Source organism: Corynebacterium sp. HMSC08F01 (assembly GCF_001807545.1).
Lineage (GTDB): Bacteria > Actinomycetota > Actinomycetes > Mycobacteriales > Mycobacteriaceae > Corynebacterium > Corynebacterium coyleae.
Genome location: NZ_KV789296.1, coordinates 26,986 through 49,627 on the forward strand (window position 1 = coordinate 26,986; position 22,642 = coordinate 49,627).

The following is a 22,642-nucleotide window of genomic DNA, read 5'->3' on the forward strand; positions in this document are numbered from 1 at the left end:
ATTTATTTCCACCACTCTAGGAGTATCAGTGACCTCGGGAATAGAAGTGCTTCAACTCGCTCTAAATGGAGGCGCCCTGATCGCGGGGGCCAGCGTCTGGAAACTCTACGTAAATCAACTTAAAGCAAGAGTAGAAACTAAAGCCGAAATGGTAGAGGCCGAAAAGGAAAGAGTCGCCTTCTGGAAAGAGAAAGCTGAATCAGCGGAGTCCAAATCACCTGAAAAAATCGAATCAATCCTCCAAGAAAGGATCAACCGGCAATACGCGGAAATTGAGCGATTGAAGCAGGACGAGGAACACGAGTCACTTAAAAGGAGAGACGCGGAGAAGCAGCTGCTTGAGCTTCGATCCCTTCTCGCAGCGACCAAGGGACTAGAGCAATTTCTGCAGATGGAGGCTGACTTCAAACCCGATGATGATTACATCGAGCTTCTCAGAAGTATCACCGACCCGGAGGCATCTCCAGCATCGGAGGTACGTTTCCTCGGAGAGGTGAGTGTGGACAGCGGGCAGCTGCTAATTTCCGACCCTTGCTATATCGACTCGCAATGGATCGACGAACCCTTTGTGGACATACGCCGCTACCTCCATATAGAAACAGAGAGAGTTCTCGAGTACCGGGTGGACTTCCAGCACTTCGACGAGCAGATTCCCGATTTAGGACAATCTATGAACGAGATGCAGGCAGCGGGGTCGGTAGTAGCGATCCCGAATACACCACCCGATGGGTTTTACCGTTACTCATACAACGGAGCATGTCTCGCCACAACCAACGGTGCATACGGTGATTTGAGGTTCAGAAATGGGACGCCTGGTGCAGGGATCGTATTTGCCAGTGGCTGGGGTGATGGCTTTTATCCAGTCTTCGGCGAATTCCGCGCCGGAAGAATTGTTCGAGTGTTCATTAGCCTAGGTGCGGCTGCACTTGAGGAGCTCGACTAACTTCTCGCGCCGCTTGTCCTGTCCAATTCAAGGCACGGACCCCAAGTAACTGTCAGCTGAAAACCGGGGTCCGCGCATGCGAACCCCGGCAGGAGCTACTGAGCGTCAGGTCGCACAACCGTGGAACCAGCACCAGCAGCACCAGCGGCGTCAGAGGTGACTACCTTGCCCTCAACGCCTGGCCACTTGCCGGCGGCGATGAGCTCGTTTTTGCGCTCGATCCAGAAGTCGGCGTTCTTGATGCCGAGGGCTTCGGGGTCGAAGTGCGGGTCGATGCCAGCCTTCTTCTGGCGGCGGTAGTCCCACAGGCACTTGAGGGCCGGGACCTGCAGGAAGAGGATGGCGACGATGTTGAGCCATGCGGTTGCGCCCACGCCGATGTCACCGAGGGCCCACGCGGTGCCCGGGGTGGTGGTTGCGCCGATGAACACGGCGGCGATGATCAGGACGCGCAGAGCCCAGATGATGGCCTTGCGGGCGCCTTCGTTCTTCACCCAGCGGTTGAGGTACACGAAGTTGGTTTCTGCCATGTAGTAGTACGCCAGCACGGTGGTGAAGGCGAAGAACATGATGGCCAGGGCGATGAACGACGGGCCGAGGCCGGCGGAGAAGGAGTTCAGGCCTTCTTGGACGAAGCCGGGGCCGACGGGGATGCCGTCGGCAAGCGAGCCGTCGTAGACGACGGCGCCGTCTTCGGACTGGCCCTCGAACACCTTGTACATGTCGGTGGAGATGATGATGAAGGCGGTTGCGGAGCAGACGAAGAGGGTGTCGATGTAGACGGCGAACGACTGGACGAAGCCCTGCTTAGCCGGGTGGGAGACCTCGGCGGCTGCTGCGGACTGCGGTCCGGTGCCCTGGCCTGCCTCGTTGGAGTAGATGCCGCGCTTGACGCCCCACATGATGGCTGCGCCGAGCATGCCGGAGAATGCGGCTTCCTTGTCAAAGGCGGAGCGGAAGATCACGCCGAAGACTTCGGGGATGTCGGAGGCGTTGGCGAAGAGGACGACGATCGCGATGATGATGTAGATGCCGGCCATGAACGGGACGACCATGGATGCGAAGTTCGCGATGCGCTTCACGCCGCCGATGATGATGAAGGCGAGCAGGATCGCCATGACGGCTGCGGAGATCTTGACGTCGATGCCCCACGCGTTGTCCACGGCTGCGGCCACACCGTTGGCCTGGATGCCGGGGAGGAAGTACGAGGTTGCCAGCAGCATGCAGACTGCGAAGATGATGGCGTAGACCAGCATGAATGGTGCGGCGGTGGTGTGCTTGTAGGCCTTCTCGATGTAGTAGGCGGGGCCACCGCGGTATTCGCCGGTGTCGCGGTCGGTTTCCTTGTAGATCTGGGCGAGGCAGCACTCGATGAACGAGGTTGCGGAGCCGAGCAGGGCGACGAGCCACATCCAGAAGACTGCGCCGGGGCCACCGAAGGCGATGGCGGTGGCGACGCCGGCGATGTTGCCGACGCCGACACGGCCGGCCAAGGAGATCATCAGGGATTGGAACGAGGAGATGCCTTCCTCGGACTTTTCGCCGGATTTGAGTTGGCGGATCATGTCCGGCAGGCAGCGGATCTGCAGGAACAGGGTGACGAGTGTGAAGTATGCGCCTGCGCCGAGGCACAGGAACACCAACCAGTTGGACCAAATGAGGCCATTGAGGGTGTCGATGAACCCTTCCATGGCGCCCTCCTTTTGTTTGTGTGCTGGGGTTTCTTGAACGTTGCTTCAAGGTCGTTTCAAGTAAATAGTGAATGTAGACGAATATTTTGTGCCGTGGGTCACTTTTTGTGTAAAAATTATTCGCCGGCACCAAAATTATTTGGATCCCGCGATGAAGCAGACGCTGTGGATGCCACTGTTGTAATGAAAGGACATCTATGGAACCCGCTGGTAAGCGCACGAATCGTATGCGTAGGTATTCGCCTGCTTGGCCGGTAAAGGACTTGCCCGCAAGTTCGCATGTGCTTGTCGACGACTCCACCCAACCGGCCGATCCCGATCCGGACTTCACCCCCGATGCGGATGTGAAGCCTCAGGCGGTGTGGCGTTTCTTTGTGTACAGCGCAATCGGTATCTTCGCGTTTTTCGTGCCGTTTTCTATTAATGGTTCGAAGTCGACGATCCTGCTGGATCACATCGTCACGTGGATCACGACGACCCTCGGCGAGGGCACCCGTTTCCTGGCGCTGGCGGCGATCATCGCTGGCACGATCTACCAGTTCGTCACTGGACGCTGGAAAGAGGACTACGCACGCATGGCGTTTGCGGCACTGTCTGTGCTGGCGATTGTGCTGTGCGCGATGTTGACGTTCGGGTTCGGCCCGGAGTGGCTGTTCAATCCGGATATTGGTCCGTTCATCCTGGATAAGTTGGTGATCTCGGTCGGGCTGTTGATCCCGGTGGGTGCGATCTTCTTGGGTTTGCTGGTGGGCTTTGGCCTGATGGAGTTCATTGGCGTGATGGTGCAGCCGATCATGCGCCCGGTGTTCCACACTCCGGGTAAGTCTGCGGTGGATGCGGTGGCGTCGTTCCTTGGTTCCTACTCGCTGGGCCTGTTGATCACGGATCGTATGTATAAGAACGGCAGCTATAACGGGCGTGAGGCGTCGATTGTTGCTGCAGGTTTTTCTACGGTGTCGGCCACGTTTATGGTGATCGTCGCTAAGACGCTCGACATGATGGAGCACTGGATCGCGTACTTCTTCATCGCCTTCATCATCACGTTTATCGTGACGGCGATTACGGTGCGCATCCCTCCGATTTCGCGCATTCCGGAGGATTATTACCCGGGGGCGACGCCGCATCCGGAGAAGGAGATCACCGGTAACCGTTTCAAGGCGGCATGGCGTGAGGCGAAGATTGAGCTCAACCGTGCGGATTCGTTGGGCAAGGTGTTGTGGACGAACTTCCGCGACGGTTTGGTCATGGCGGTGCAGGTCACGCCGGGCATCATGTCGGTTGGCGTGATTGGCCTGGTGCTGGCGACGTACACCCCGGTGTTCAAGGCCGTTGGCGTGGTGTTCTATCCGGTGGTGTGGTTGCTGCGTCTGCCGGATCCGTGGGCAACGTCGGGTGCGCTGGCGACCGGCTTGGCGGAGATGTTCCTGCCGGCCACGCTGACGGCGGGTTCGGATGACATGGTGTTGAAGTTCACCATTGCTGTGGTGTGCGTGAGCCAGATTTTCTTCTTCTCGGCGATGGTGCCGGCGGTGTTGGCGACGGACATTCCGCTGAACATCGTGAAGATGGTCATCATTTGGTTCATCCGCGTGGTGCTCACCGTGATCATTACGGTGCCCGTCGCCTACCTGCTGTTCTAAGGGGCTTTTGCTTAGCGACGACGCCCTGCCGTCGCCGTTACCGCATCGTCGATAAGCCGTGCTGCGGCTTTGGCGGTGCGGTTATCTACGTCGAAATCGGGGTTGAGTTCGACAACATCCAGCAGCGCGACGCGGCCGGTGGCGGCGACGGCGGAGACCATGGCGCGCAGTTTCGCGTAGTCCACGCCGAAGCCCGCGGGGGCGGACACACCCGGCGCGACGGCGGCGGGAAGGACGTCGAGGTCGATGGAGAGGTGGATCGGCAGGTCGCCGTCGACGGAGGCGAGGGCGCGGTAGACGGCTTCGCGCATCGACATTTCAGCAAGTTCGGTGTCCAGCACGGTGGTCACACCGAGGTCGTCGGCGGTGTCGAAGAGCACCTTGGTGTTGTTGGGCTGGGAGATGCCGAAGACGGAGTAGTCGAAGTCGCTGCCCGCTAGGTCGGCGATCTGGCGGAAGGGTGTGCCGGAGGTGGGTCGGCTGGCGGTGCGCAGGTCGAAGTGGGCGTCGAAGTTGATGATGTGCATCGGGCCGATGGCCTCGTAGGCGCCGCGGTGGGTGGCAAAGGAGGTTTCGTGTCCGCCGCCAAGCACGACGGTCATGCCGTCTGCGCCTTGCGCGGTGACGAGGTCATACACCTTGTCGGAAAGGGTCCGTTGCGCGGTTTCGAGGTCGTCGTTTTGGGTGGTGACGGTGCCGGCGTCGATAAGCGTGCGCTCGTCGTGAATAGCGAGGGAGCCGAGTGCGGCGCGCAACGCGTCGGGGCCCTGGGCGGCGCCTTGGCGGCCGCCGTTGCGCTCAACGCCTTCGTCGGAGGCAAAGCCGATGAGGTGCACGGCTCCTTCGTGCGGTTCGGCGTTGGTGGAGACCTCGCTGTGCCAGCGGGCGTGCTCGGCGCCGGGGCCGTCGTCGCGGCCGGTCCAGTCGGGTGCGGGTGCGAAAAGTGGTGCTGTGACTGTATTCATGCCACACGAGCCTAGCGTCGGGGCATACTGAGAGGCGATGAATAAGCCCCAGGTTCCCGCTGCGCACAATGTGCTGCGCATCCTGTCGCTGCTGTCCACTACAGATGCGCCGATTTCTGCGACCCGTATTCAACGCGAGTTGGAGCTGCCCCGTTCGACGACGTACCACTTGCTGCGCGAGTTGGAGGATTCCGGCTTTGTGGTGCACTTGAAAAACCCGGGCACGTACGGGTTGGGGTTGGCGGCGTACCGGATGTCGCAGGCGTACACCACGCAGCAGCCGCTGGTGCGGCTCGCGACGAAGCCTCTCGCCCGTATTGCTGCGCTTGCTGGGGGTTCGGCTCACCTGACGCGCCTGGCCGGGTCGGAGATTGTGTACCTGCACGAGGTGCGTGCTCCAGGGGCGGTGTCGTTGGTGACGGAGGTTGGTGTGCGTTTGCCGGCGTTGGCTACGGCGTCGGGGCGCATCATGCTTGCGCATTTGCCGGACGCGGAGTTGCGCGCGGTGTTCACGTCGTCCGGCGAGCGTCGTCGGTACAGCGAGGTCAAAGCGCAGCTTATCGACGTCCGCGAGCACGGCTGGGAAAGCGAATGCGAGGAAGTCTCGCGCGGGCAGGAGTCCGTGGCGGTTGCGGTGCTGGACCATCTGGAGCGACCGGCGGCGGCGCTTGCGGCGACGTTCCCGGTGGGAAGTGCCGACAAGCAGGAGCTTCTCGGAGCGCTGACGGATGCTTCGGCCCGCTTGCGTACGCAGTTTTTTGGTAATCGTTGAGGACTACAACGGTGTGATCTAGCATCGCACGCATGGCAACTATTAACCACGTCACAGTAGGCATCGGCGCGCTGTCCGTTGAGGACGTCGTCGCCGTCGCGCGCTACGGCGCAAACGTTGAGATCGATCCGGCGGCGCTCGAGGAAATCGCCGCTACCCGTGAGCGCATCGAGGAGCTCGCTGCGGACCCGACCCCGGTCTACGGCGTCTCCACTGGCTTTGGCGCCCTGGCCACGAAGCACATCCCGGAAGATATGCGCGCGCAGCTGCAGGTATCGCTGGTGCGCTCCCACGCCGCGGGCTCCGGCCCGGAGGTGGAAGAAGAGGTCATTCGCGCGCTGATGCTGCTGCGCCTGTCCACGCTGTGCACGGGCCGCACGGGTGTGCGCCCGGTGGTGGCTGAGACCTACGCCGCCGCGCTGAACGCTGGGATCACGCCGGTGGTGCGCGAGTACGGTTCGCTGGGTTGCTCCGGCGACTTGGCGCCACTGGCCCACTGCGCTTTAGCACTGCTGGGCGAGGGTGAGGTCCGCGTCAAGGGTGGCGAGATCATCCCGGCTGCCGACGCTCTGTCCCAGACGGGCATCGAGCCGCTGGTCCTGCGCGAAAAGGAAGGCTTGGCGCTGATCAACGGCACCGACGGCATGCTGGGCATGCTGTGCCTGGCCATCGCAGATCTGCGCGAGGCCGCCAAGGTTTCGGACATCGCAACCGCGATGAGCGTGGAGGGCCTCAACGGTACGCTGTCCGTTTTCGACGACGACCTGCAGCAGCTGCGCCCGCACCCGGGACAGGCGGATGCCGCGTACAACATCCGCACCGTGGCGGCGGATTCGCCGATCCTGGCGGCCGCACTCGAGGGCTTCAAGGCCAACGACGTGCAGGACGCCTACTCGATCCGTTGCACCCCGCAGGTCGCTGGTGGTTTCCGCGACACGCTGACGTACGTAACCACGGTGGCTGACCGCGAACTCGCTGCCGCGAACGACAACCCGGTAGTGGCCAAGGACGGCCGTGTTGCGTCGAACGGCAACTTCCACGGTGCGCCGGTGGCGTACGTGTTGGACTTTTTGGCGATTGTGGTGGCGGATTTGGCGTCGATTAGCGAGCGCCGCACCGACCGCTTCCTCGACCCCGCACGCAACCGCGGCCTCAACGCGTTCCTCGCGGGCGACCCGGGCGTGGATTCCGGCCACATGATCGCCCAATACACGCAGGCAGGCATTGTCAGCGAGCTCAAGCGCAACGCGGTTCCGGCGTCTGCGGATTCGATCCCGTCGTCAGCGATGCAGGAGGACCACGTTTCCATGGGCTGGTCGGCGGGCCGCAAGCTGCGCCGCAGCATCGACGGCCTGCAGCGCGTCCTTGCAGTAGAGATCCTCACCGCCGCGCGTGCGCTGGACATGCGCGAAGGCGAGCCGTCCGCCGGCACCGGTGCTGCGCTGACCACGCTGCGCGCACGTGTGGAAGGCCCGGGCACCGACCGTTTCCTCTCCCCGGAGATCGAGCACTCCGTCCAGTTGGTCAAGGGCGGCGATTACGTCACGGCCGTTGAGGCGGTTGTGGGCACACTTCGCTAAACCGCACTACTCAACGGGCGGCGCCGCAGCATCGGCGCCGCCCGTTTTCTATTACGCATCACCAATAGTCTGGGAACCCAGACAACTGGCGACACTGCCCCCTTTGTTACCACGGGAAACTCCATACACTGTCGCCTACATCATTAACCCCCGCAGATTGTGATTGGAGTCTCATCATGGCTGGCCGGTACCCGAATGGCGATTTCTACGACTTTGAAAGCGAACTGTCCACAGAGGAAAAGGACATCCTCTACAACGTCCGCGATTGGGCAAAGGAGAAGGTGCTTCCGATCGCGGTGGACTATTGGAACCGTTCGGAGTTCCCGCACGAGCTGCTGCCGTCGATTGGCGAGCTCAACATCATCAGCCTCGTGCGCGGCCAGAGTCGCTCCCGCCTACTCGCAGGCCTCGTCGCGGCGGAGATTCACCGCGCGGACGGTTCCGTAGGCACGTTTTTCTCCGGCCAGGACGGCCTGTTCACCGGCAGCATCGAGCTGCTCGGCTCCGAGGAGCAGAAGGAGCGCTGGCTGCCGGACCTCTACGCCGTGCGCAAGACCGGCGTGCTTGCGATCACGGAGCCGGAGGCTGGCTCCGACGTTGCCCAGGGCATGCGCACCACCGCCACCAAGGTGGACGGCGGCTGGATCCTCAACGGCGCGAAGCGTTGGATCGGCAACGCAACCTTCTCCGACTACGTCGCCGTCTACGCCCGCGACCCGGAGGACGAGCAGGTCAAGGGCTTCATCGTGGACACCACGTCCGAGGGCTACACGGCCACGCTGATGGAAAACCGCATTGCCATCCGCGCGGTGCAAAACGCCGACATCACGCTCGACAACGTGTTTGTTCCGGACAGCGACAAGCTCGAGGGCGCGAACTCGTTCAAGGACATCAACAAGGTGTTCAAGAGTGCACGCTCCACGGTGGGTTGGCAGGCCGTCGGTACGCAGATGGGCGCGCTCGACGTGGCACTCGGCTACGCGGATGAGCGCATCCAGTTTGGCAAGAAGATCTCCTCGTTCCAGCTCAACCAGAACAAGCTGGCCACCATGCAGGGCAACCTCGTTGCCTCCGAGTCGATGATGGCCCAGTTGGCCCGCATGGAGGATCGCGGTTCCGCGAACAACGAGCAGTCCGCGCTGGCCAAGGCGTTCACCTCGAAGCTCATGCGTGAGACGGTCGCGCTCGGCCGCGAGATCCTCGGCGGCAACGGCCTGATCTCGGATTACCGCATGGCAAAGATCTTCAACGACGCCGAGGCCATCTACTCCTACGAGGGCACCTACGACATCAACCAGCTCATCGTCGGTCGCTCCATCACGGGCGAATCGGCCTTCGTCTAGTCCACGCAGGAGGAAACACTATGAATGCACCGCTTTCCGGAATCCGCGTCCTTGACCTCTCCCGCGTGCTCGCGGGACCGTTCTGCTCCATGATCTTGGCGGACCTCGGTGCTGAGGTGATCAAGGTGGAGTCGCCGTGGGGTGACGATTCGCGTCAGTTCGGCCCGTTCGTCGACGGCACGTCCGCCTACTATCGCCTGTTCAACCGCTCGAAGATGGGCATCACGCTGGATTTCAAAAACGACGACGACAAGGAGGTGCTGCGTGATCTGGTCCGCCGCGCTGATGTGGTCGTCGAAAATTTCCGCCCTGGTGTGCTTGAGAAGCTCGGCCTTGCGCCGAAGGATCTGCTGGAGATCAACCCGCGCCTCGTGGTCACGAGCATCTCCGGCTTCGGCCAGACGGGCTCGCTTGCCAAGGAACCGGCGTACGACCTGGTTGCGCAGGCGATGAGTGGCCTGATGTCGATTACGGGTTGGCCGAACAGCAAGCCGACGCGCGTGGGCATCTCGCTGGGTGATCTCATCCCGGGCCTCTACGCCGCGATCGGCACGGTTTCGGCGCTCTACCAGCGCGAATCCAGCGGTACCGGCCAGCATTTGGATCTCGCGATGTACGACTCGCTCGTGTCCGTCATGGAGTCCGTGGGCATGCGCGCGCTTTACGACGACACCCCACCCACCCGCATCGGCAACGACCACGGCCTGTCCGCGCCGTTTTCCACCTACGCCACGAAGGACGGCGATGTGGTCATCGCGATCACCACGAACCGCCTGTTTGAGCGCCTTTCCAACGCGCTTGGCATGCCGGAGTTGGCAACCGACCATCGCTTTGCAGAGCCGGTGGCCCGCTCCGACAACCGGGTTGCGCTGCGCGAACTGATCGAAGAAGCGCTGAGCACGAAGACACGCTCGGAGACCATCGCCCTGTTTGAAGAACATGGCGTGCCCACCGCCCGCGTGTACGACCTGGACGAGGCGCTGCGTAGCCCGTTCGCCCAGGAGCGTGGCGTGGTGGTTGAAGAAACGGATGGGTTCCGCACCCTCGCCTCCCCACTCAAACTCGCCGGCATGGAAAAGCCGACGCCGGCGCCGGAGTTGGGGCAAGACAACGAACGTATCCAGTCCTGGTTGAGCGAAGATCCGCGCACCACCTGAGTTCCGTAAAGGAGCAGCACCATGGATAAAACGCAGACCCCACGTCGTGGTGGCAGCACCCGTTGGATTCCGGGCGACAATATTGCCGCCGTCCCGTCCCTTCCACCCGAGCACGAGGTGGACAACGTAGAGCCGAAGAATAAGTGGAGGTTTTTCCTCTACAGCGCGATCGGTTCCTTTGCGTTCTTCGTCCCGTTTACTGTCGGAGAGAAGAACACGATTCTGCTGGATCACATTGTGAGCTGGCTGCAAGCGGCGCTTGGTCCGGCGTTGCCGTACATCACCTTGGTGATGATCACCGCCGGCGCCGTCTACCAATTCGCCACCGGCAAGTGGCGCGAGGATAAAGCGCGTGCCGTGTTCGCGTTCCTGTCCGCGCTGGCGGTGGTGTTGTGCGCGATGCTCGTGTTCAACTTCGGCCCCGCATTTCTTTTCGACGAACGCCTCGGCCCCTTCATCCTGAACAAACTCGTCATCCCCGTCGGCCTGCTTATCCCAGTCGGCGCGGTGTTTTTGGGTTTGTTGGTTGGATTCGGCCTAATGGAATTCATCGGTGTGATGGTGCAGCGGTTCATGCGGCCGGTGTATCGCACGCCGGGCAAGTCTGCCGTTGACGCGGTGGCGTCCTTCCTGGGCTCGTATTCGCTGGGCTTGTTGATCACCAACCGCGTCTACCGCACCGGCGGATACACCGCCCGCGAAGCGTCGATCATCGCGGCTGGGTTCTCCACCGCGTCCGCAACGTTCATGGTGGTTGTGGCGCGAACGCTGGACCTGATGGAGATCTGGGGCGTGTACTTCGCGGTCACCCTCATCGTGTGTTTCCTGGTCACCGTGGTCATCGTCCGCATCCCTCCACTGAGCACGATCCCGGACGACTACTACCCCGGTGCCACCCCGCAGCCGGAAGAGCGCGTGGAGGGCAACCTGATTGCTGCCGCATGGAAGGAAGCGAAGGCGTTCTTGGCACAGGCGGAGTCGCTGCCGAAGACCATTTGGCGCAACTTCAAAGACGGCGTGATCATGACCATCCAGGTCATCCCAGGCATCATGGCCGTTGGCATCATCGGTTTGGCGCTGGCGTTCTACACCCCGGCGTTCAAGATTCTGGGCGCGCTGTTCTATCCGCTCGCGTGGGTGTTCCAGTTGCCGGATCCGTGGCTCGCGTCCGAGGCGTTTGCCATCGGCCTCTCTGAGCTGTTCCTGCCGGCAACGCTGGCGGCTGGCAACGAGTCTGACGTACTGCGCTTCACCGTTGGTGTGGTCTCCATCAGCCAGGTGTTCTTCTTCTCCTCGATGATCCCGGCGGTGCTGGCCACGGACATCCCGTTGAAGATCAGCCACATGGTGATCATCTGGTTCCAGCGCGTGGTGCTGTCCATCATCCTGACGGTGCCGATCGCGTACCTGATCTTCTAACCCCCACTGCCCGGTCTGTCTCGTATCCGAGACAAACCGGGCAAAAACTGTATTCCAGCAACCACATTGCTCCCTTATCCTCAATGTAACGCGGGTTACATTCCTGTCGGATTGTGGTCCTGCATCACGAAACTCAATGAGCCGTAGAAAGGATTCCCATGGCGAAGAACTGGTCCGAAGGTGCACGCGAGGTCCGCTCCCCGCGAGGCACCGAGATCACTGCAAAGTCCTGGCAGACCGAGGCCCCGCTGCGCATGCTGCAGAACAACCTTGACCCCGAGGTTGCGGAGCGCCCCGATGACCTCGTCGTCTACGGCGGCACCGGTCGTGCGGCACGTAGCTGGGAGGCCTTTGACGCGATCGTCGATACGCTGAAGGACCTCGAGTCCGACGAGACGCTGCTGGTCCAGTCGGGCAAGCCGGTCGGCGTATGGAAGACCAACGAGTGGGCGCCGCGCGTGCTCATCGCCAACTCCAACCTGGTGGGCGACTGGGCGAACTGGGAGCATTTCCGCGAGCTCGAGGACGAGGGCCTGATGATGTACGGCCAGATGACGGCCGGTTCCTGGATCTACATCGCAACCCAGGGCATCCTGCAGGGCACCTACGAAACCTTCGCGGCTGTGGCGAAGAAGCGTTTCAACGGCACGCTCGCCGGCACCCTGACCCTGACCGGCGGCTGCGGCGGCATGGGTGGCGCACAGCCGCTGTCCGTCACCCTCAACGGTGGTGCCTGCCTCATCGTCGATGTTGACGAGGGCCGCCTGAAGCGTCGCCAGGGCAAGCGCTACCTCGACGAGGTCACCACCGACCTCGAGGAAGCAATCAAGCTGGTCACCGACGCGAAGAACGAGAAGCGCGCCCTGTCCGTGGGCCTCGTCGGCAACGCGTCCGAGGTCTTCCCGGAGATGCTGCGCCGCCACCGCGCTGGCGAGTTCACCGTGGACATCGTCACCGACCAGACCTCCGCACACGACCCGCTGTCCTACCTGCCGAGCGAGATCCCGTTCGCCGATTGGCACACCGAGGCAGACGCCGACCCGACCACCTTTACCAAGAAGGCCCGCGAGGCCATGGCCGCACAGGTCCAGGCAATGGTCGAGTTCCAGGACGAGGGCGCCGAGGTGTTCGACTACGGCAACTCCATCCGCGACGAAGCCCGCAAGGCCGGCTACTCCCGCGCGTTTGAGTTCCCGGGCTTCGTCCCGGCCTACATCCGCCCGCTGTTCTGCGAGGGCCTTGGCCCGTTCCGCTGGGTTGCACTTTCCGGCGACCCGGAGGACATCAAGGTCACCGACCAGGCCATCAAGGAGGCTTTCCCGGACAACGAGCACCTGCACCGCTGGCTCGATGCGGCTGAGGAGTACGTGGAGTTCGAGGGCCTGCCGGCACGTATTTGCTGGCTGGGCTACGGCGAGCGTGCCAAGGCCGGCGTGATCTTCAACAACCTGGTCAAGGAAGGCAAGGTCAAGGCTCCGATCGTCATCGGTCGCGACCACCTCGACTCCGGCTCCGTGGCGTCTCCGTACCGCGAGACCGAGTCCATGCTTGACGGCACCGACGCTGTGGCTGACTGGCCGCTGCTCAACGCCATGACCGCTGTGTCCGGCGGTGCGACCTGGGTGTCCATCCACCACGGTGGCGGCGTGGGCATGGGTCGTTCCATCCACACCGGCCAGGTCACGGTGGCTGACGGCACCGAGCTCGCCGAGGCGAAGCTCAAGGCTGTGCTCACCAACGACCCGGGCATGGGTGTCATCCGCCACGTGGATGCCGGTTACTCCCGCGCCAACGAGGTCGCGCAGGAGCGCGGCGTGCGCATCCCGATGAAGTTCCAGGCACGCGACTAATCCCGCGCCGGCGAGCGCTGACGTTTCCCTCACGGGCGCGTCAGCGCTTTTCGTTACTCTGGGCCCCACGAGCCCTCCGAAGAAAGGCATCCATGAGCACCTTTATTACTGGCATTTCCGAGCTGCGCACGGTCTCCGAGCTGGGCACCATTAAGAACGCAGCATTGCTTATCGACGACGGCGTGATCGCCTGGGTCGGCCCCGCCGACGAAGCCCCCGCGGAAGCAGCAAACGCCGCGGAGACCGTCGATGTTGGCGGGCGCGCAGTCCTGCCCGGCTGGGTAGATTCCCACTCCCACATGGTTTTCGACGGCAACCGCGCCGAAGAGTTCGAGGCTCGCATGGCCGGCGAGTCCTACGCCGCCGGCGGCATCGCCGTGACCATGGAAGCCACCCGCTCCGCAGGTGAGGAGCGCCTGGATAAGTTGGTGGCGGAGCGCGTCGCCGCAGGTCATGCGGGCGGCACCACCACGTTTGAAACCAAGACCGGCTACGGTCTGAACGTCGAGTCCGAGGCAGAGGCCGCACGCGTGGCCGCCCGCCACGTGGACGAGGTGACGTTCCTCGGCGCCCACCTGGTCCCGCCGGGAGCGGACGCTGACGAATACATCGACGAGGTCGTCGGCCCGATGCTGGATGCGGTGAAGGATCACGTGCAGTGGATCGACGTGTTCTGCGAGCGCGGCGCGTTTAACGAGGAGCAGTCCCGGCGCGTCCTCGAGGCCGGTAAGAAGGTGGGCCTGGGTGTGCGCGTGCACGGCAACCAGCTTGGGCAGGGCCCGGGTGTGAAGCTTGCGGTGGAGATGGGCGCGGCCAGTGTGGACCACGTCAACTACCTCTCCGATGAGGACTTCGATCTGCTGGCCGGTTCGGATATCGTGGCCACGCTGCTGCCTGCCTGCGACCTGTCCACACGCGAGGATCTCGCACCGGGCCGCAAACTTATCGACGCCGGCGCCACCGTCGCCATCGCATCCAACCTCAACCCGGGTACGTCGTTTACGTCCTCGATGAACTTCTGCGTGACCACCGCGGTCCTGCAGCAGTACCTCACGCTCGACGAGGCGATCGAGGCCGCCACCACCGGCGGCGCGAAGGCGCTGCGTCGCCACAACGTCGGCGATGGCAAGGACCCGCAGGGCCGCCCGGCCAAGGGCACGCTGGTGCCCGGCGCGGCAGCTGACCTGCACATCCTGGATGCGGAAAACGCCATCAACCTGGCCTACCGCCCAGGTATGCCGATGACGTGGCAGACCTGGGTGGCAGGCAAGAAGGTCTACGGCTAGCTAGATAGTCACCTGACGGGACTTAATGTTGTCCAGTTGTTTGCGCTCGTCTGCAGATAATGCAGCGTCGTTGGCGTACTCGGCGGTGATCTTCTTGTCCAGATCTGCCAGCGCCGCCTCGTAGGAGTCGGCCGCCACGGACGGGTCGAGGTCGAACACCGGAACAACCAGGCCGTGGGTGCGGAATGCGCCGGCGAACTTGGTGTCCTCGCCCAGGTTCAGCTCGCCACGTGCCGCGATGCGTGCCAGTGCGGACAGCATCTGCGCCTCGTTATCTTCGGTGCGCACCCAGCGGATGTGTGCCTTGCCGCCGCCCGGGTTAACCCACCAGATTGCGCCCGGCAGGTTCTCGCCGATCTTCTCAGACGGCAGGACGGCGTCGTTGGCCTGGCGCAGCGCCTGCTGGATCTGCGGCGGGACCGAAGCCCCCTCCGGGAACCACCAGGAGAAGTCCTGGTAGGTGGTGATGTCCAGGGTGGCGTCGTCGCTAAGAAGCTCCGAGAGCTCCGGCTGCGAACCGTCGGCGACGGTGGACTGCAGCGTCTCGCCCGGCTTCGCATTCACAACCCAGTTCAGGGCGTACGCGAGGTCGCGGCCCGGGTTCTGGGAGTGGGAGGTGACCTGAAGCGCGACGAAACGCTCGCCGCCCTGGTCCTCCTCGCGCACGAGCGCAGCACCCGCGCCCGGCAGGACGGTCACGATGTTGACCGGGGTGCCCTTCACATCCACCGTGGTCACGGCAGAGGGGACGAACTCCTGCAGCGCTACCAGGTCGGCTTCTGCTGCCAGACCGCCGTACGGACGGGGGTCCTTCTGGAACTTCTCGCGCTCAGCGGCGCGGGCTGCGAGTTTTGCTTCGCGGCGCGACATGCCCTCAGGCAGGTCTGCGCGGTTCTTCTTTTTCTTCGGTTTGCGTTGCACCATGGGCGCAATCGTACCGGCGTGCACGACACTGGCGGGCAACGAGTTAGTCAGTCACAACAGCGGTGTGGTTGCCAAAGATCTCCAGGGCGAGATCCGGCAGGTCTGTTGCGATCACATCCACGCCCTTGTCAGCGCACCACTGCATGCCACGTGGTGTGTTTACGGTCCAGGTGTACGTCTTCAAACCGCGGTATCCCAGCAGCTCAGTGCGCAGTTGCAGGTGCTGCAGCGCAGGGCCCACACCGTAGGGGCGGGAGAACATGCGGTTCTTTTTGTTCCACTTCATCTCGCGCAGGCGGAACAGGTAGAAGGTTTCCAGTTCGGGCGCCATGTCGGTGAAGTAGCGCACCGCGCGGTGGGAGAAGGACGCGAGGTGGATGTTCGGGGAGTCGTCGAGACGCGCGTACCTGAGCATGCGGAAGGTCTGTTCGTCCACCTCAGGCCCGTGCGGGGTGGGGTGTTTGGTCTCGATGTAGATGTGTTTGTCGGGGTAGTCCTGCATGAGTTCAAGCAGTTCTTCCAGCAGCATAATCCGCTGCGGGTCCTCTTTGGTGCCCACGTTCAGTTCACGCAGGTCGTTGTAGTCGTTGAAGTCGATGCGCCCACGCACGCCCGCAGTGCGGATCAGGGTGGGGTCGTGGAAGACGACAACTCGCCCGTCGCGGGTGAGCCGTACATCGCATTCGATGCCGTGGATGGGAAGTTCGAGCGCCTTTTCAAACGCGCGTTGTGTGAGTTCTGGGTAGGATCCGGAAAATCCCCGGTGGGCGACGATTTTTGGTGTGGTGTTGTGGCTCACGGCCCACAGGCTACTCGCCCTTGTGCCCGCCCGCGAGTGTAAGAAGTTTGGGACAATAGCAAGCGTGCTTATCGACGACACCCGCAACGCCATCCGCAACATCACCGCAAAACTGCCCGACGCGGTATGGCGCGCACGCCAGCGGTTTTCGTTCAGCCGCGACGGCTGGCTGGCGGTACCGATCGGCGCGGTGCAGGTGTTGGGGGATCTCTCCCCCGCGATCCGCCTGCTTGGCCCGCACCGGCTGCCGCCGGCGTTTCGCTCTGGTTTGGTCGGTGCGGAGGTGGCCACGTGGGGTGCGGTGTCGCCGTCGCTGCTGCCGCACAACTGGTGGGCGACGGCGGCGAACGTGGCGGTGCTCCAGGGCATCGGCCACGGGGTTGCGACGGGCCTTGCGCACGCGTTCGGGCCGACGACCCCACCAACCGGGACTGGACGTTTGCCCCGCCCAGCGCGTGTTGCGATGACCGCGACCACGGTTGCGGTGTTCGCCACCTCGATCCGCCGGCGCATTCGGCTGAAGCGCCTGGTACAAAGCGACGACACGTTCCGGGCTTCTGACCTGGCGGGTGGCGTGATGCTGGGCACGCTCGGATACGGCACGGTGTTGCTGGTCGGCGATGCGATCCAGTCCTTCATCGACGCGCTCAACGAGCTGCTGGGCAAGAAGTTGCCGCCGGTGGCGTCGTGGCCGATCGCCATCGTGGGCGGCGGTGTGCTGCTGGTGTTAGTGAGCGACCGGGTGGTGCTGCGTCGGTTCCTCTCCAATGCGAGCCGGCGTGCCTTTGAGCTGGACCGTGAGTACATGCGTGGCGCGGTGCAGCCGCATCGCCCACAGCGTTCGGGTTCGCCGGAGTCTTCGGTGGATTGGAACCTCATGGGCCGCCAGGGCCGCGCGGTGGTTTCCGGCGGCCCGCGCAAAGAGGACATCGAGCGTGTCCTTGATCGGGAGGCACGGGAGCCGATCCGTGTCTTCGTCGGCCTGGATCTGGAGCGTGAGCAGGACGAGCCGGACTTTGAGCAGATGGCGCGCCTGGCCATTAAGGAGATGCATCGCACCGGCGCGTTTGAGCGCTCCCACATTGCGGTGATGTCGGCGGCCGGCACGGGTTGGATCAACGACTTCCACACGTCAGGGTTCGAGTTTGTCACCGGCGGCGATAGTGCGATCGTCGCTATGCAGTACTCGTATCTGCCCTCGGCGTATTCGTACCTTGCGGACCGCACGAACCCGGTGCGCTCCTCGCGCATGTTGATCGAGTACATCCTGCGCGAACTGGAAAACATCCCAGAATCCTCCCGCCCGAAACTCTTCGTCGGCGGCGAATCGCTCGGCGCCTACGGGGTGTCCGACGCGTTCGAGTCCATCGACGAACTCTTCGAGCTCACCTCTGGCGCCGTGTTCACCGGCACGCCCGGCTTCGCCCGCAACCACAGCGAGCTAACTAAGCAGCGCCAAAAAGGTTCTCCGGAGCGCCTTCCGCTTATCGACGACGGCCTCCACGTCCGCTTCACCGCCCACCCCGACCACCTCAACCACGACTTCCAAGGCGACGCCTACGCGCAGAAGTGGGAGGCCCCGCGCGTCGTGTTCGCCCAGCACGCCTCTGACCCGGTGGTGTGGTGGGACCACAGCCTGGCGTGGCGCCGGCCGGACTGGCTGAAGGAGCCGGGCTCGCGCGGGGTTCCGGCACCGAAGGCGCAGCACTTGGATGCGCTGCACACGATGCGGTGGATGCCGTTGGTCACCTACTGGCAGATTGCCATCGACCAGTTGTCCTCCAAGGACTACCCGTCCCCCCCCGGGCACAACTACCACGAGGAAACCGTGGCGTATTGGAACGGCGTCATCCACGGCGAGGATGCAGGCGAAGATTCAGACGCCTCGCTGACCAAGGACGAAATCAAGCGCGTGGCCGCCTGGATCCACAACGACGCCACCAAACTGCGCCGCCCCGTCGGAGGGTTCCCCTCCAAGCACGGCTACTAGATACCGCAGGCCACCCCGGTGGAGTGGTGCGGGCAGTAGCCGTTGGGCACCTTGTGCAGGTACTGCTGGTGCTCCTCCTCAGCGAGGTAGTACGGCGCGCCGGCGTGCACTTCGGTGGTGATGTCGCCGTAGCCAGCGCTGTTCAGGTCTGCCTCGTACTGGCGGATCCACTCGCGGATCTGCTCGGCCTCTTCCTCTGTGTCGGTGTAGAAGGCGGAGCGGTACTGGGTGCCCACGTCGTTGCCCTGACGGTAACCCTGGGTGGGGTCGTGCGCCTCGAGCGCAATCTTGACGATCTCCTTCAGCGAGATCACCTCCGGGTCGTAGACCCCCTCCACCAACTCCACGTGGTTGGTCTGGCCGGAGCAGACTTCGCGGTAGGTGGGGTTCGGGGTAATGCCGCCGCCGTAGCCGACCGAGGTCGATTCAACACCGTCGAGCTGCCAGAACATCTTCTCCGCACCCCAGAAGCAGCCAATCCCGATGAGGATGCGCTTCTGCCCCTCACGCCACGGGCCGGTAATCGGGGTGGTCAGCACGGCGTGCGGGCGGGGGTTGGCAAGGACGGGTTCGGGGCGGCCGGGGAGGGCCGTGGTGTCGTCGACAAGCTTTGGCTCAGGTGCGAAAAGAAATCCCATATCTGCTGTAACGAGTTTGGGCACAACACTGTTCCCAAATTTTCTCTACGATGGTTGCCGTACACGAAATCAAACGAAAGGAAACCATCATGGCTGTTTACGTGCTTCCTGATCTCCCGTACGCATACGACGCACTTGAGCCGCACATCTCCGCAGAGATTATGCAGCTGCACCATGACAAGCACCACGCTAACTACGTCAACGGCGCAAACACTGCACTCGAGGCTCTTGAGGCAGAGCGCAACGGCGACGCAAACGCCGACAAGATTCGCGCACTGACCAAGAACCTTGCGTTCAACCTCGGTGGCCACACGAACCACTCCATCTTCTGGAAGAACATGGCACCGAACGCTGGTGGCAACCCGACCGGCGCAATCGCCGAGGCTATCGACCGCGACTTCGGCTCCTTCGAGGGCTTTAAGAAGCAGTTCGCTGCCGTGGCTAACGGCCTGCAGGGCTCCGGCTGGGCAGTGCTTGGTTACGACCACATCGCTGGCCGTCTGATCATCCAGCAGATGACCGACCAGCAGGGCAACATCTCCGTGGACTTCACCCCGGTCCTGATGCTCGATATGTGGGAGCACGCTTTCTACCTGCAGTACAAGAACGTCAAGGCTGACTACGTCGAGGCTTGGTGGAACGTTGTCAACTGGGACGACGTCAACGAGCGCTACGCAAAGGCTTCTGCATAAACCTGCAGCGACCTAGCTAATACAAGCGCCCGCCACTTCCTTTCGGAGGTGGCGGGCGCTTGTTGTTTTCCCTGTGATACGTCGAGTCCGCATGAACTCAAGAAGCAGTCTAAGTTAGGGTCGCCTTAACTGCAAGTATTTTCGCAAAGTTTTTGTTGCGTAATTCCCCCGCGAGAAGTTTCGTAACATAGGCAGGGTGAGAAAAGGCAGTCCTGAATACCGCAAAGCCACGCTGGCAATGCTGGCGTTCGGCCTCGCCATCTTCAACACCCTCTACGCAACCCAGGCCCTGCTGCCCACGCTCACCACCGAGTTGGACATCACCCCCTCCACCGCCGCACTGACGGTCTCCGCCGCCACCGGCGCCCTTGCGCTGTGCGTAGTGCCAGCGTCGATCCTGTCGGAAAAGTACGGGCGCGGACGCGTCCTGGTCATCTCCGCACTGGCCGCCACCGGCATCGGATTGCTCCTGCCCATCGCCCAAAACGCCGAGCAACTCATCGCCATGCGCGCCCTCCAGGGCGCGATGATCGCCGGCACCCCGGCGGTGGCCATGACGTGGTTGTCCGAAGAACTCGACCAGCGGGACTTACCCGGCGCGATGGGGCTCTACATCGCCGGCAACAGCATCGGCGGGCTCACCGGTCGCCTCATCCCGGCAGGGCTTTTGGAGGTCACCTCCTGGCGGTGGGCGCTGTTAGGCAGCGGCCTCGTTGCCTTCCTGCTGGCAGTGATTGCCGTGTGGCTGCTTCCGGAGCAGCGCAATTTCGTACCAAAACTCTCCATCCGGCCGAGCGCGGAAATTCGCGCGATGGCCCGCCACCTGCGCAACCCCCGGCTGCTGGTGCTCTACGCCACCGCGTTCGTGGCCATGGGCGTGTTCGTGTCCATGTACAACTTCTTCGGCTTCCGCGCGGTGCTCGACTTCGGCCTACCCGCCGCACTGTCCGGCCTGGTGTACGTGGTGTACCTGTCCGGCACCTGGTCGAGCGCGCGTGCCGGAGTGCTGCTGAAGCGCCACGGGCACGGGGTGGTGGTGCTGGCATCGTCGATACTCATGCTCCTCGGTGCGCTTGCCGCAGCCAGCGGATCGCTGTGGGTCACGCTGCTTGGCCTGTTGGTGTTCACCGCCAGCTTCTTCGCGCTGCACTCCACGGCGTCCGGTTGGGTTGGGCTCATCGCTGAGCGCGACCGTGCGGAGGCCTCCAGCATGTACGTGTTCTGCTACTACATGGGCTCGTCGATCCTGGGCGCCGCCACCGGGCGCGCGTACGAGGCGTTGCCGTGGGCAGGCTTCGTCGGGGTGCTCGCTGGGCTACTTGCTGCCCTCGTGGCCACGGGTGCGGCGCTGTGGAAGGCGGAGCCCCGCTAAACCCCGCTAAACCTCGCCCAATCGTGGCACGCCCGGCGCGCCGGCGTCGAGGAAGTCGCGCACGGCACGGGTGGCCAGGCAGTCGTCTTCGTTGTAGCGGATGAGCATGTCGCGCGCGTCGATATCGCCAAGCCTGCCCGCGCGGCGCAGTGCCACGGAGCGCTCCCCGTCGACGTCGTCGTCCTCCCACGCGAAGCCAACCACGGGCCCGAGTACTTTCAGGCCGAGGCCATCGGTGCCGACGAGCGAACGTCGCACCAGGGCGAACACGTCCACCCAGTCCTCAGACGCGATGAACTCCGCAACCTCCGCCTCGTCCACCGAGGCAAACCTGCGTGCCGACGACCGCAGCCAATGGTTCTCCCCACCCGCCGCATAACAGTAAGCGCGGAAGGTCTGGCCGGCCTCGCGCGCGTCGCGGCGCCGCTGCATCAGCCACGACCAGAACGCGTTGAAGTTCGCCTCCTCGGCCGCACCACCAACGTCCTCCCAGGTGACAAACGCGCGGTACTCCTCGCCGTCGTACGCGCCCCACAAGTAGGCGCCCTGGTCGAGGTAGGCCTCCATGTCGATGTCGATCTCCACGTCGGCGCGCGGCACCGGCGCTAACTTCTCACGCCGCAGCACCGGGATACCGGCGCGCCAGGCGCGGGCGATGGCTGCGGGTTCGGCGGGGCCGTCGTCGATAAGCGACTGCACCGTGGTGATCCCTTCCTCGCGCCACACGTCCCCGCGGCCGCCCGGCAGGAGCAGCGAAATGTCATCGAGTTCCTCCAGGCGCGGCTTGCACAGCGGCCAGAATCGGCAGGATGCGCACTGCTTCATCCGCTTCGGCTCGTCCGGGATCTCCACGGCGAGCGCCTCACGCAACTGCGGGACGTAGCGGGCGGGGTCGACGACGTACACGCGCGAGCGATCCTGCCCCACCGCACCACCGCGCCCATCCGCAAGCGTGCCCAGCAGGACATGCGCCATGGCCAGCCGGTACCCGTCGACCGTGTGGTGGCGGCCTTTCGCCTTCACCGTCATCGCGCGCCCCAACCCAAGCCGGGCGGTGGGCACCATCAACATCTCGTTGGTCGGATGCTCGCGCGCTACCCGGTGGTTCGAGATAATCACCGGCGCGTACCCGCGGTCGGTGCGCACGAGGATGTCGACCTCCGCGAGTGCAGGCGCCCCATCGATCTCGCCTTCGAGCGCCGCGTTGGTGATCAGGTGTGCGCGCCGCTTCAGCGCCAACCGCGTCTCCACGATCCGCGCGTCCACCCCCACACCCGGATCGATATCAATGCGCGTAAACGCCTTTCCACGGCCATCCCCAACCGCCCGCTTCACCGGCAACGCATCGAACACAGCAGCACGACCCGCATCAATCTGCGGTTGGCGCAGCAGCGCATCCGGCAACTCAGGCGTATCCGGGTGCGCGCGTCGCTGACGCAGCCGGTAGCGGCACCCGACAAGATCGGACGCGCGCACCGGCTGCGCTGGTTGGGCAGTTCCGCCCACGGTGGGAGGTTTCACAATGCCTGCCACGATACCCGGGCGGTGTTGTCGGACCGGCAGGTACAGTTGTTTGGAGTT

General features: G+C 63.4%; 18 protein-coding genes. 12 read left to right on the forward strand and 6 right to left on the reverse strand.

Features of this window, described 5'->3' with window-relative positions; all coding sequences use genetic code 11:
• The first annotated feature begins 28 nt into the window (after positions 1–28).
• Complete coding sequence (locus tag HMPREF3171_RS04250; RefSeq protein WP_070483178.1) at positions 29–943, forward strand: hypothetical protein; 915 nt, start codon at positions 29–31, stop codon at positions 941–943.
• 95 nt (positions 944–1,038) lie between these two features.
• Here the strand turns inward: HMPREF3171_RS04250 and HMPREF3171_RS04255 are convergent, their stop codons facing one another.
• Entirely contained in the window at positions 1,039–2,634 is a 1,596-nt protein-coding gene (locus HMPREF3171_RS04255; RefSeq protein WP_083291955.1) for an alanine/glycine:cation symporter family protein, read from the reverse strand.
• Positions 2,635–2,831: 197 nt separating this feature from the next.
• On the opposite strand from HMPREF3171_RS04255, the gene HMPREF3171_RS04260 reads away from it, so the two are divergent.
• Positions 2,832–4,274 (forward strand): YjiH family protein, encoded by a 1,443-nt coding sequence (locus HMPREF3171_RS04260; RefSeq protein WP_246815320.1) that lies wholly within the window; start codon positions 2,832–2,834, stop codon positions 4,272–4,274.
• Positions 4,275–4,285: 11 nt separating this feature from the next.
• On the opposite strand, the gene hutG is transcribed toward HMPREF3171_RS04260, so the two are convergent.
• Positions 4,286–5,239 (reverse strand): formimidoylglutamase, encoded by a 954-nt coding sequence (gene hutG / locus HMPREF3171_RS04265; RefSeq protein WP_070483180.1) that lies wholly within the window; start codon positions 5,237–5,239, stop codon positions 4,286–4,288.
• Between the two features lie 37 nt (positions 5,240–5,276).
• On the opposite strand from hutG, the gene HMPREF3171_RS04270 reads away from it, so the two are divergent.
• The 7 genes from HMPREF3171_RS04270 to hutI all read left to right on the forward strand — a co-directional run bounded on the left by HMPREF3171_RS04270 (position 5,277) and on the right by hutI (position 14,646).
• Entirely contained in the window at positions 5,277–6,011 is a 735-nt protein-coding gene (locus tag HMPREF3171_RS04270; protein ID WP_070483182.1) for an IclR family transcriptional regulator, read from the forward strand.
• A gap of 32 nt (positions 6,012–6,043) precedes the next feature.
• A complete protein-coding gene (hutH, locus tag HMPREF3171_RS04275; protein ID WP_070483184.1) occupies positions 6,044–7,591 on the forward strand; it encodes a histidine ammonia-lyase in 1,548 nt (515 codons plus the stop codon).
• A 176-nt stretch (positions 7,592–7,767) separates the two neighbouring features.
• Positions 7,768–8,934, forward strand: a complete 1,167-nt coding sequence (locus HMPREF3171_RS04280; protein ID WP_070483186.1) for an acyl-CoA dehydrogenase family protein — start codon at positions 7,768–7,770, stop codon at positions 8,932–8,934.
• Positions 8,935–8,954: 20 nt separating this feature from the next.
• Positions 8,955–10,091 carry a CaiB/BaiF CoA transferase family protein gene (locus tag HMPREF3171_RS04285; protein WP_070483188.1) on the forward strand — a complete coding sequence of 379 codons (1,137 nt, stop codon included), beginning with the start codon at positions 8,955–8,957 and terminating at the stop codon, positions 10,089–10,091.
• Positions 10,092–10,112: 21 nt separating this feature from the next.
• The gene (locus HMPREF3171_RS04290; RefSeq protein WP_141743341.1) at positions 10,113–11,510 is read left to right on the forward strand and encodes a YjiH family protein; all 1,398 of its coding nucleotides are present in this window, start codon (positions 10,113–10,115) and stop codon (positions 11,508–11,510) included.
• 158 nt (positions 11,511–11,668) lie between these two features.
• On the forward strand, positions 11,669–13,360 hold the full coding sequence (hutU, locus tag HMPREF3171_RS04295; RefSeq protein WP_083279459.1) for a urocanate hydratase: 1,692 nt from the start codon (positions 11,669–11,671) through the stop codon (positions 13,358–13,360).
• 92 nt (positions 13,361–13,452) lie between these two features.
• Entirely contained in the window at positions 13,453–14,646 is a 1,194-nt protein-coding gene (hutI, locus tag HMPREF3171_RS04300; RefSeq protein ID WP_070483190.1) for an imidazolonepropionase, read from the forward strand.
• On the opposite strand, the gene HMPREF3171_RS04305 is transcribed toward hutI, so the two are convergent.
• Together HMPREF3171_RS04305 and HMPREF3171_RS04310 are read right to left on the reverse strand one after the other, a co-directional pair.
• Entirely contained in the window at positions 14,647–15,570 is a 924-nt protein-coding gene (locus HMPREF3171_RS04305; RefSeq protein ID WP_070422668.1) for a DUF5926 family protein, read from the reverse strand.
• Between the two features lie 43 nt (positions 15,571–15,613).
• Complete coding sequence (locus tag HMPREF3171_RS04310; protein ID WP_070483192.1) at positions 15,614–16,369, reverse strand: glycerophosphodiester phosphodiesterase family protein; 756 nt, start codon at positions 16,367–16,369, stop codon at positions 15,614–15,616.
• 64 nt (positions 16,370–16,433) lie between these two features.
• Between HMPREF3171_RS04310 and HMPREF3171_RS04315 the strand changes: the two genes are divergently transcribed.
• A complete protein-coding gene (locus HMPREF3171_RS04315; protein WP_246815321.1) occupies positions 16,434–18,359 on the forward strand; it encodes an alpha/beta-hydrolase family protein in 1,926 nt (641 codons plus the stop codon).
• Here HMPREF3171_RS04315 and msrA read toward each other — a convergent pair.
• Positions 18,356–18,997, reverse strand: coding sequence for a peptide-methionine (S)-S-oxide reductase MsrA (msrA, locus tag HMPREF3171_RS04320; protein WP_070483194.1), 642 nt, complete (start codon positions 18,995–18,997; stop codon positions 18,356–18,358). The two genes, HMPREF3171_RS04315 and msrA, sit on opposite strands and share 4 nt — an antisense overlap.
• 89 nt (positions 18,998–19,086) lie before the next feature.
• On the opposite strand from msrA, the gene HMPREF3171_RS04325 reads away from it, so the two are divergent.
• A complete protein-coding gene (locus HMPREF3171_RS04325) occupies positions 19,087–19,689 on the forward strand; it encodes a superoxide dismutase (RefSeq protein WP_070422653.1) in 603 nt (200 codons plus the stop codon).
• A gap of 238 nt (positions 19,690–19,927) precedes the next feature.
• Positions 19,928–21,061, forward strand: coding sequence for an MFS transporter (locus HMPREF3171_RS04330; protein WP_083291957.1), 1,134 nt, complete (start codon positions 19,928–19,930; stop codon positions 21,059–21,061).
• 6 nt (positions 21,062–21,067) lie between these two features.
• On the opposite strand, the gene HMPREF3171_RS04335 is transcribed toward HMPREF3171_RS04330, so the two are convergent.
• Complete coding sequence (locus HMPREF3171_RS04335) at positions 21,068–22,567, reverse strand: TM0106 family RecB-like putative nuclease (RefSeq protein ID WP_246815322.1); 1,500 nt, start codon at positions 22,565–22,567, stop codon at positions 21,068–21,070.
• Between the last annotated feature and the right edge of the window lie 75 nt (positions 22,568–22,642).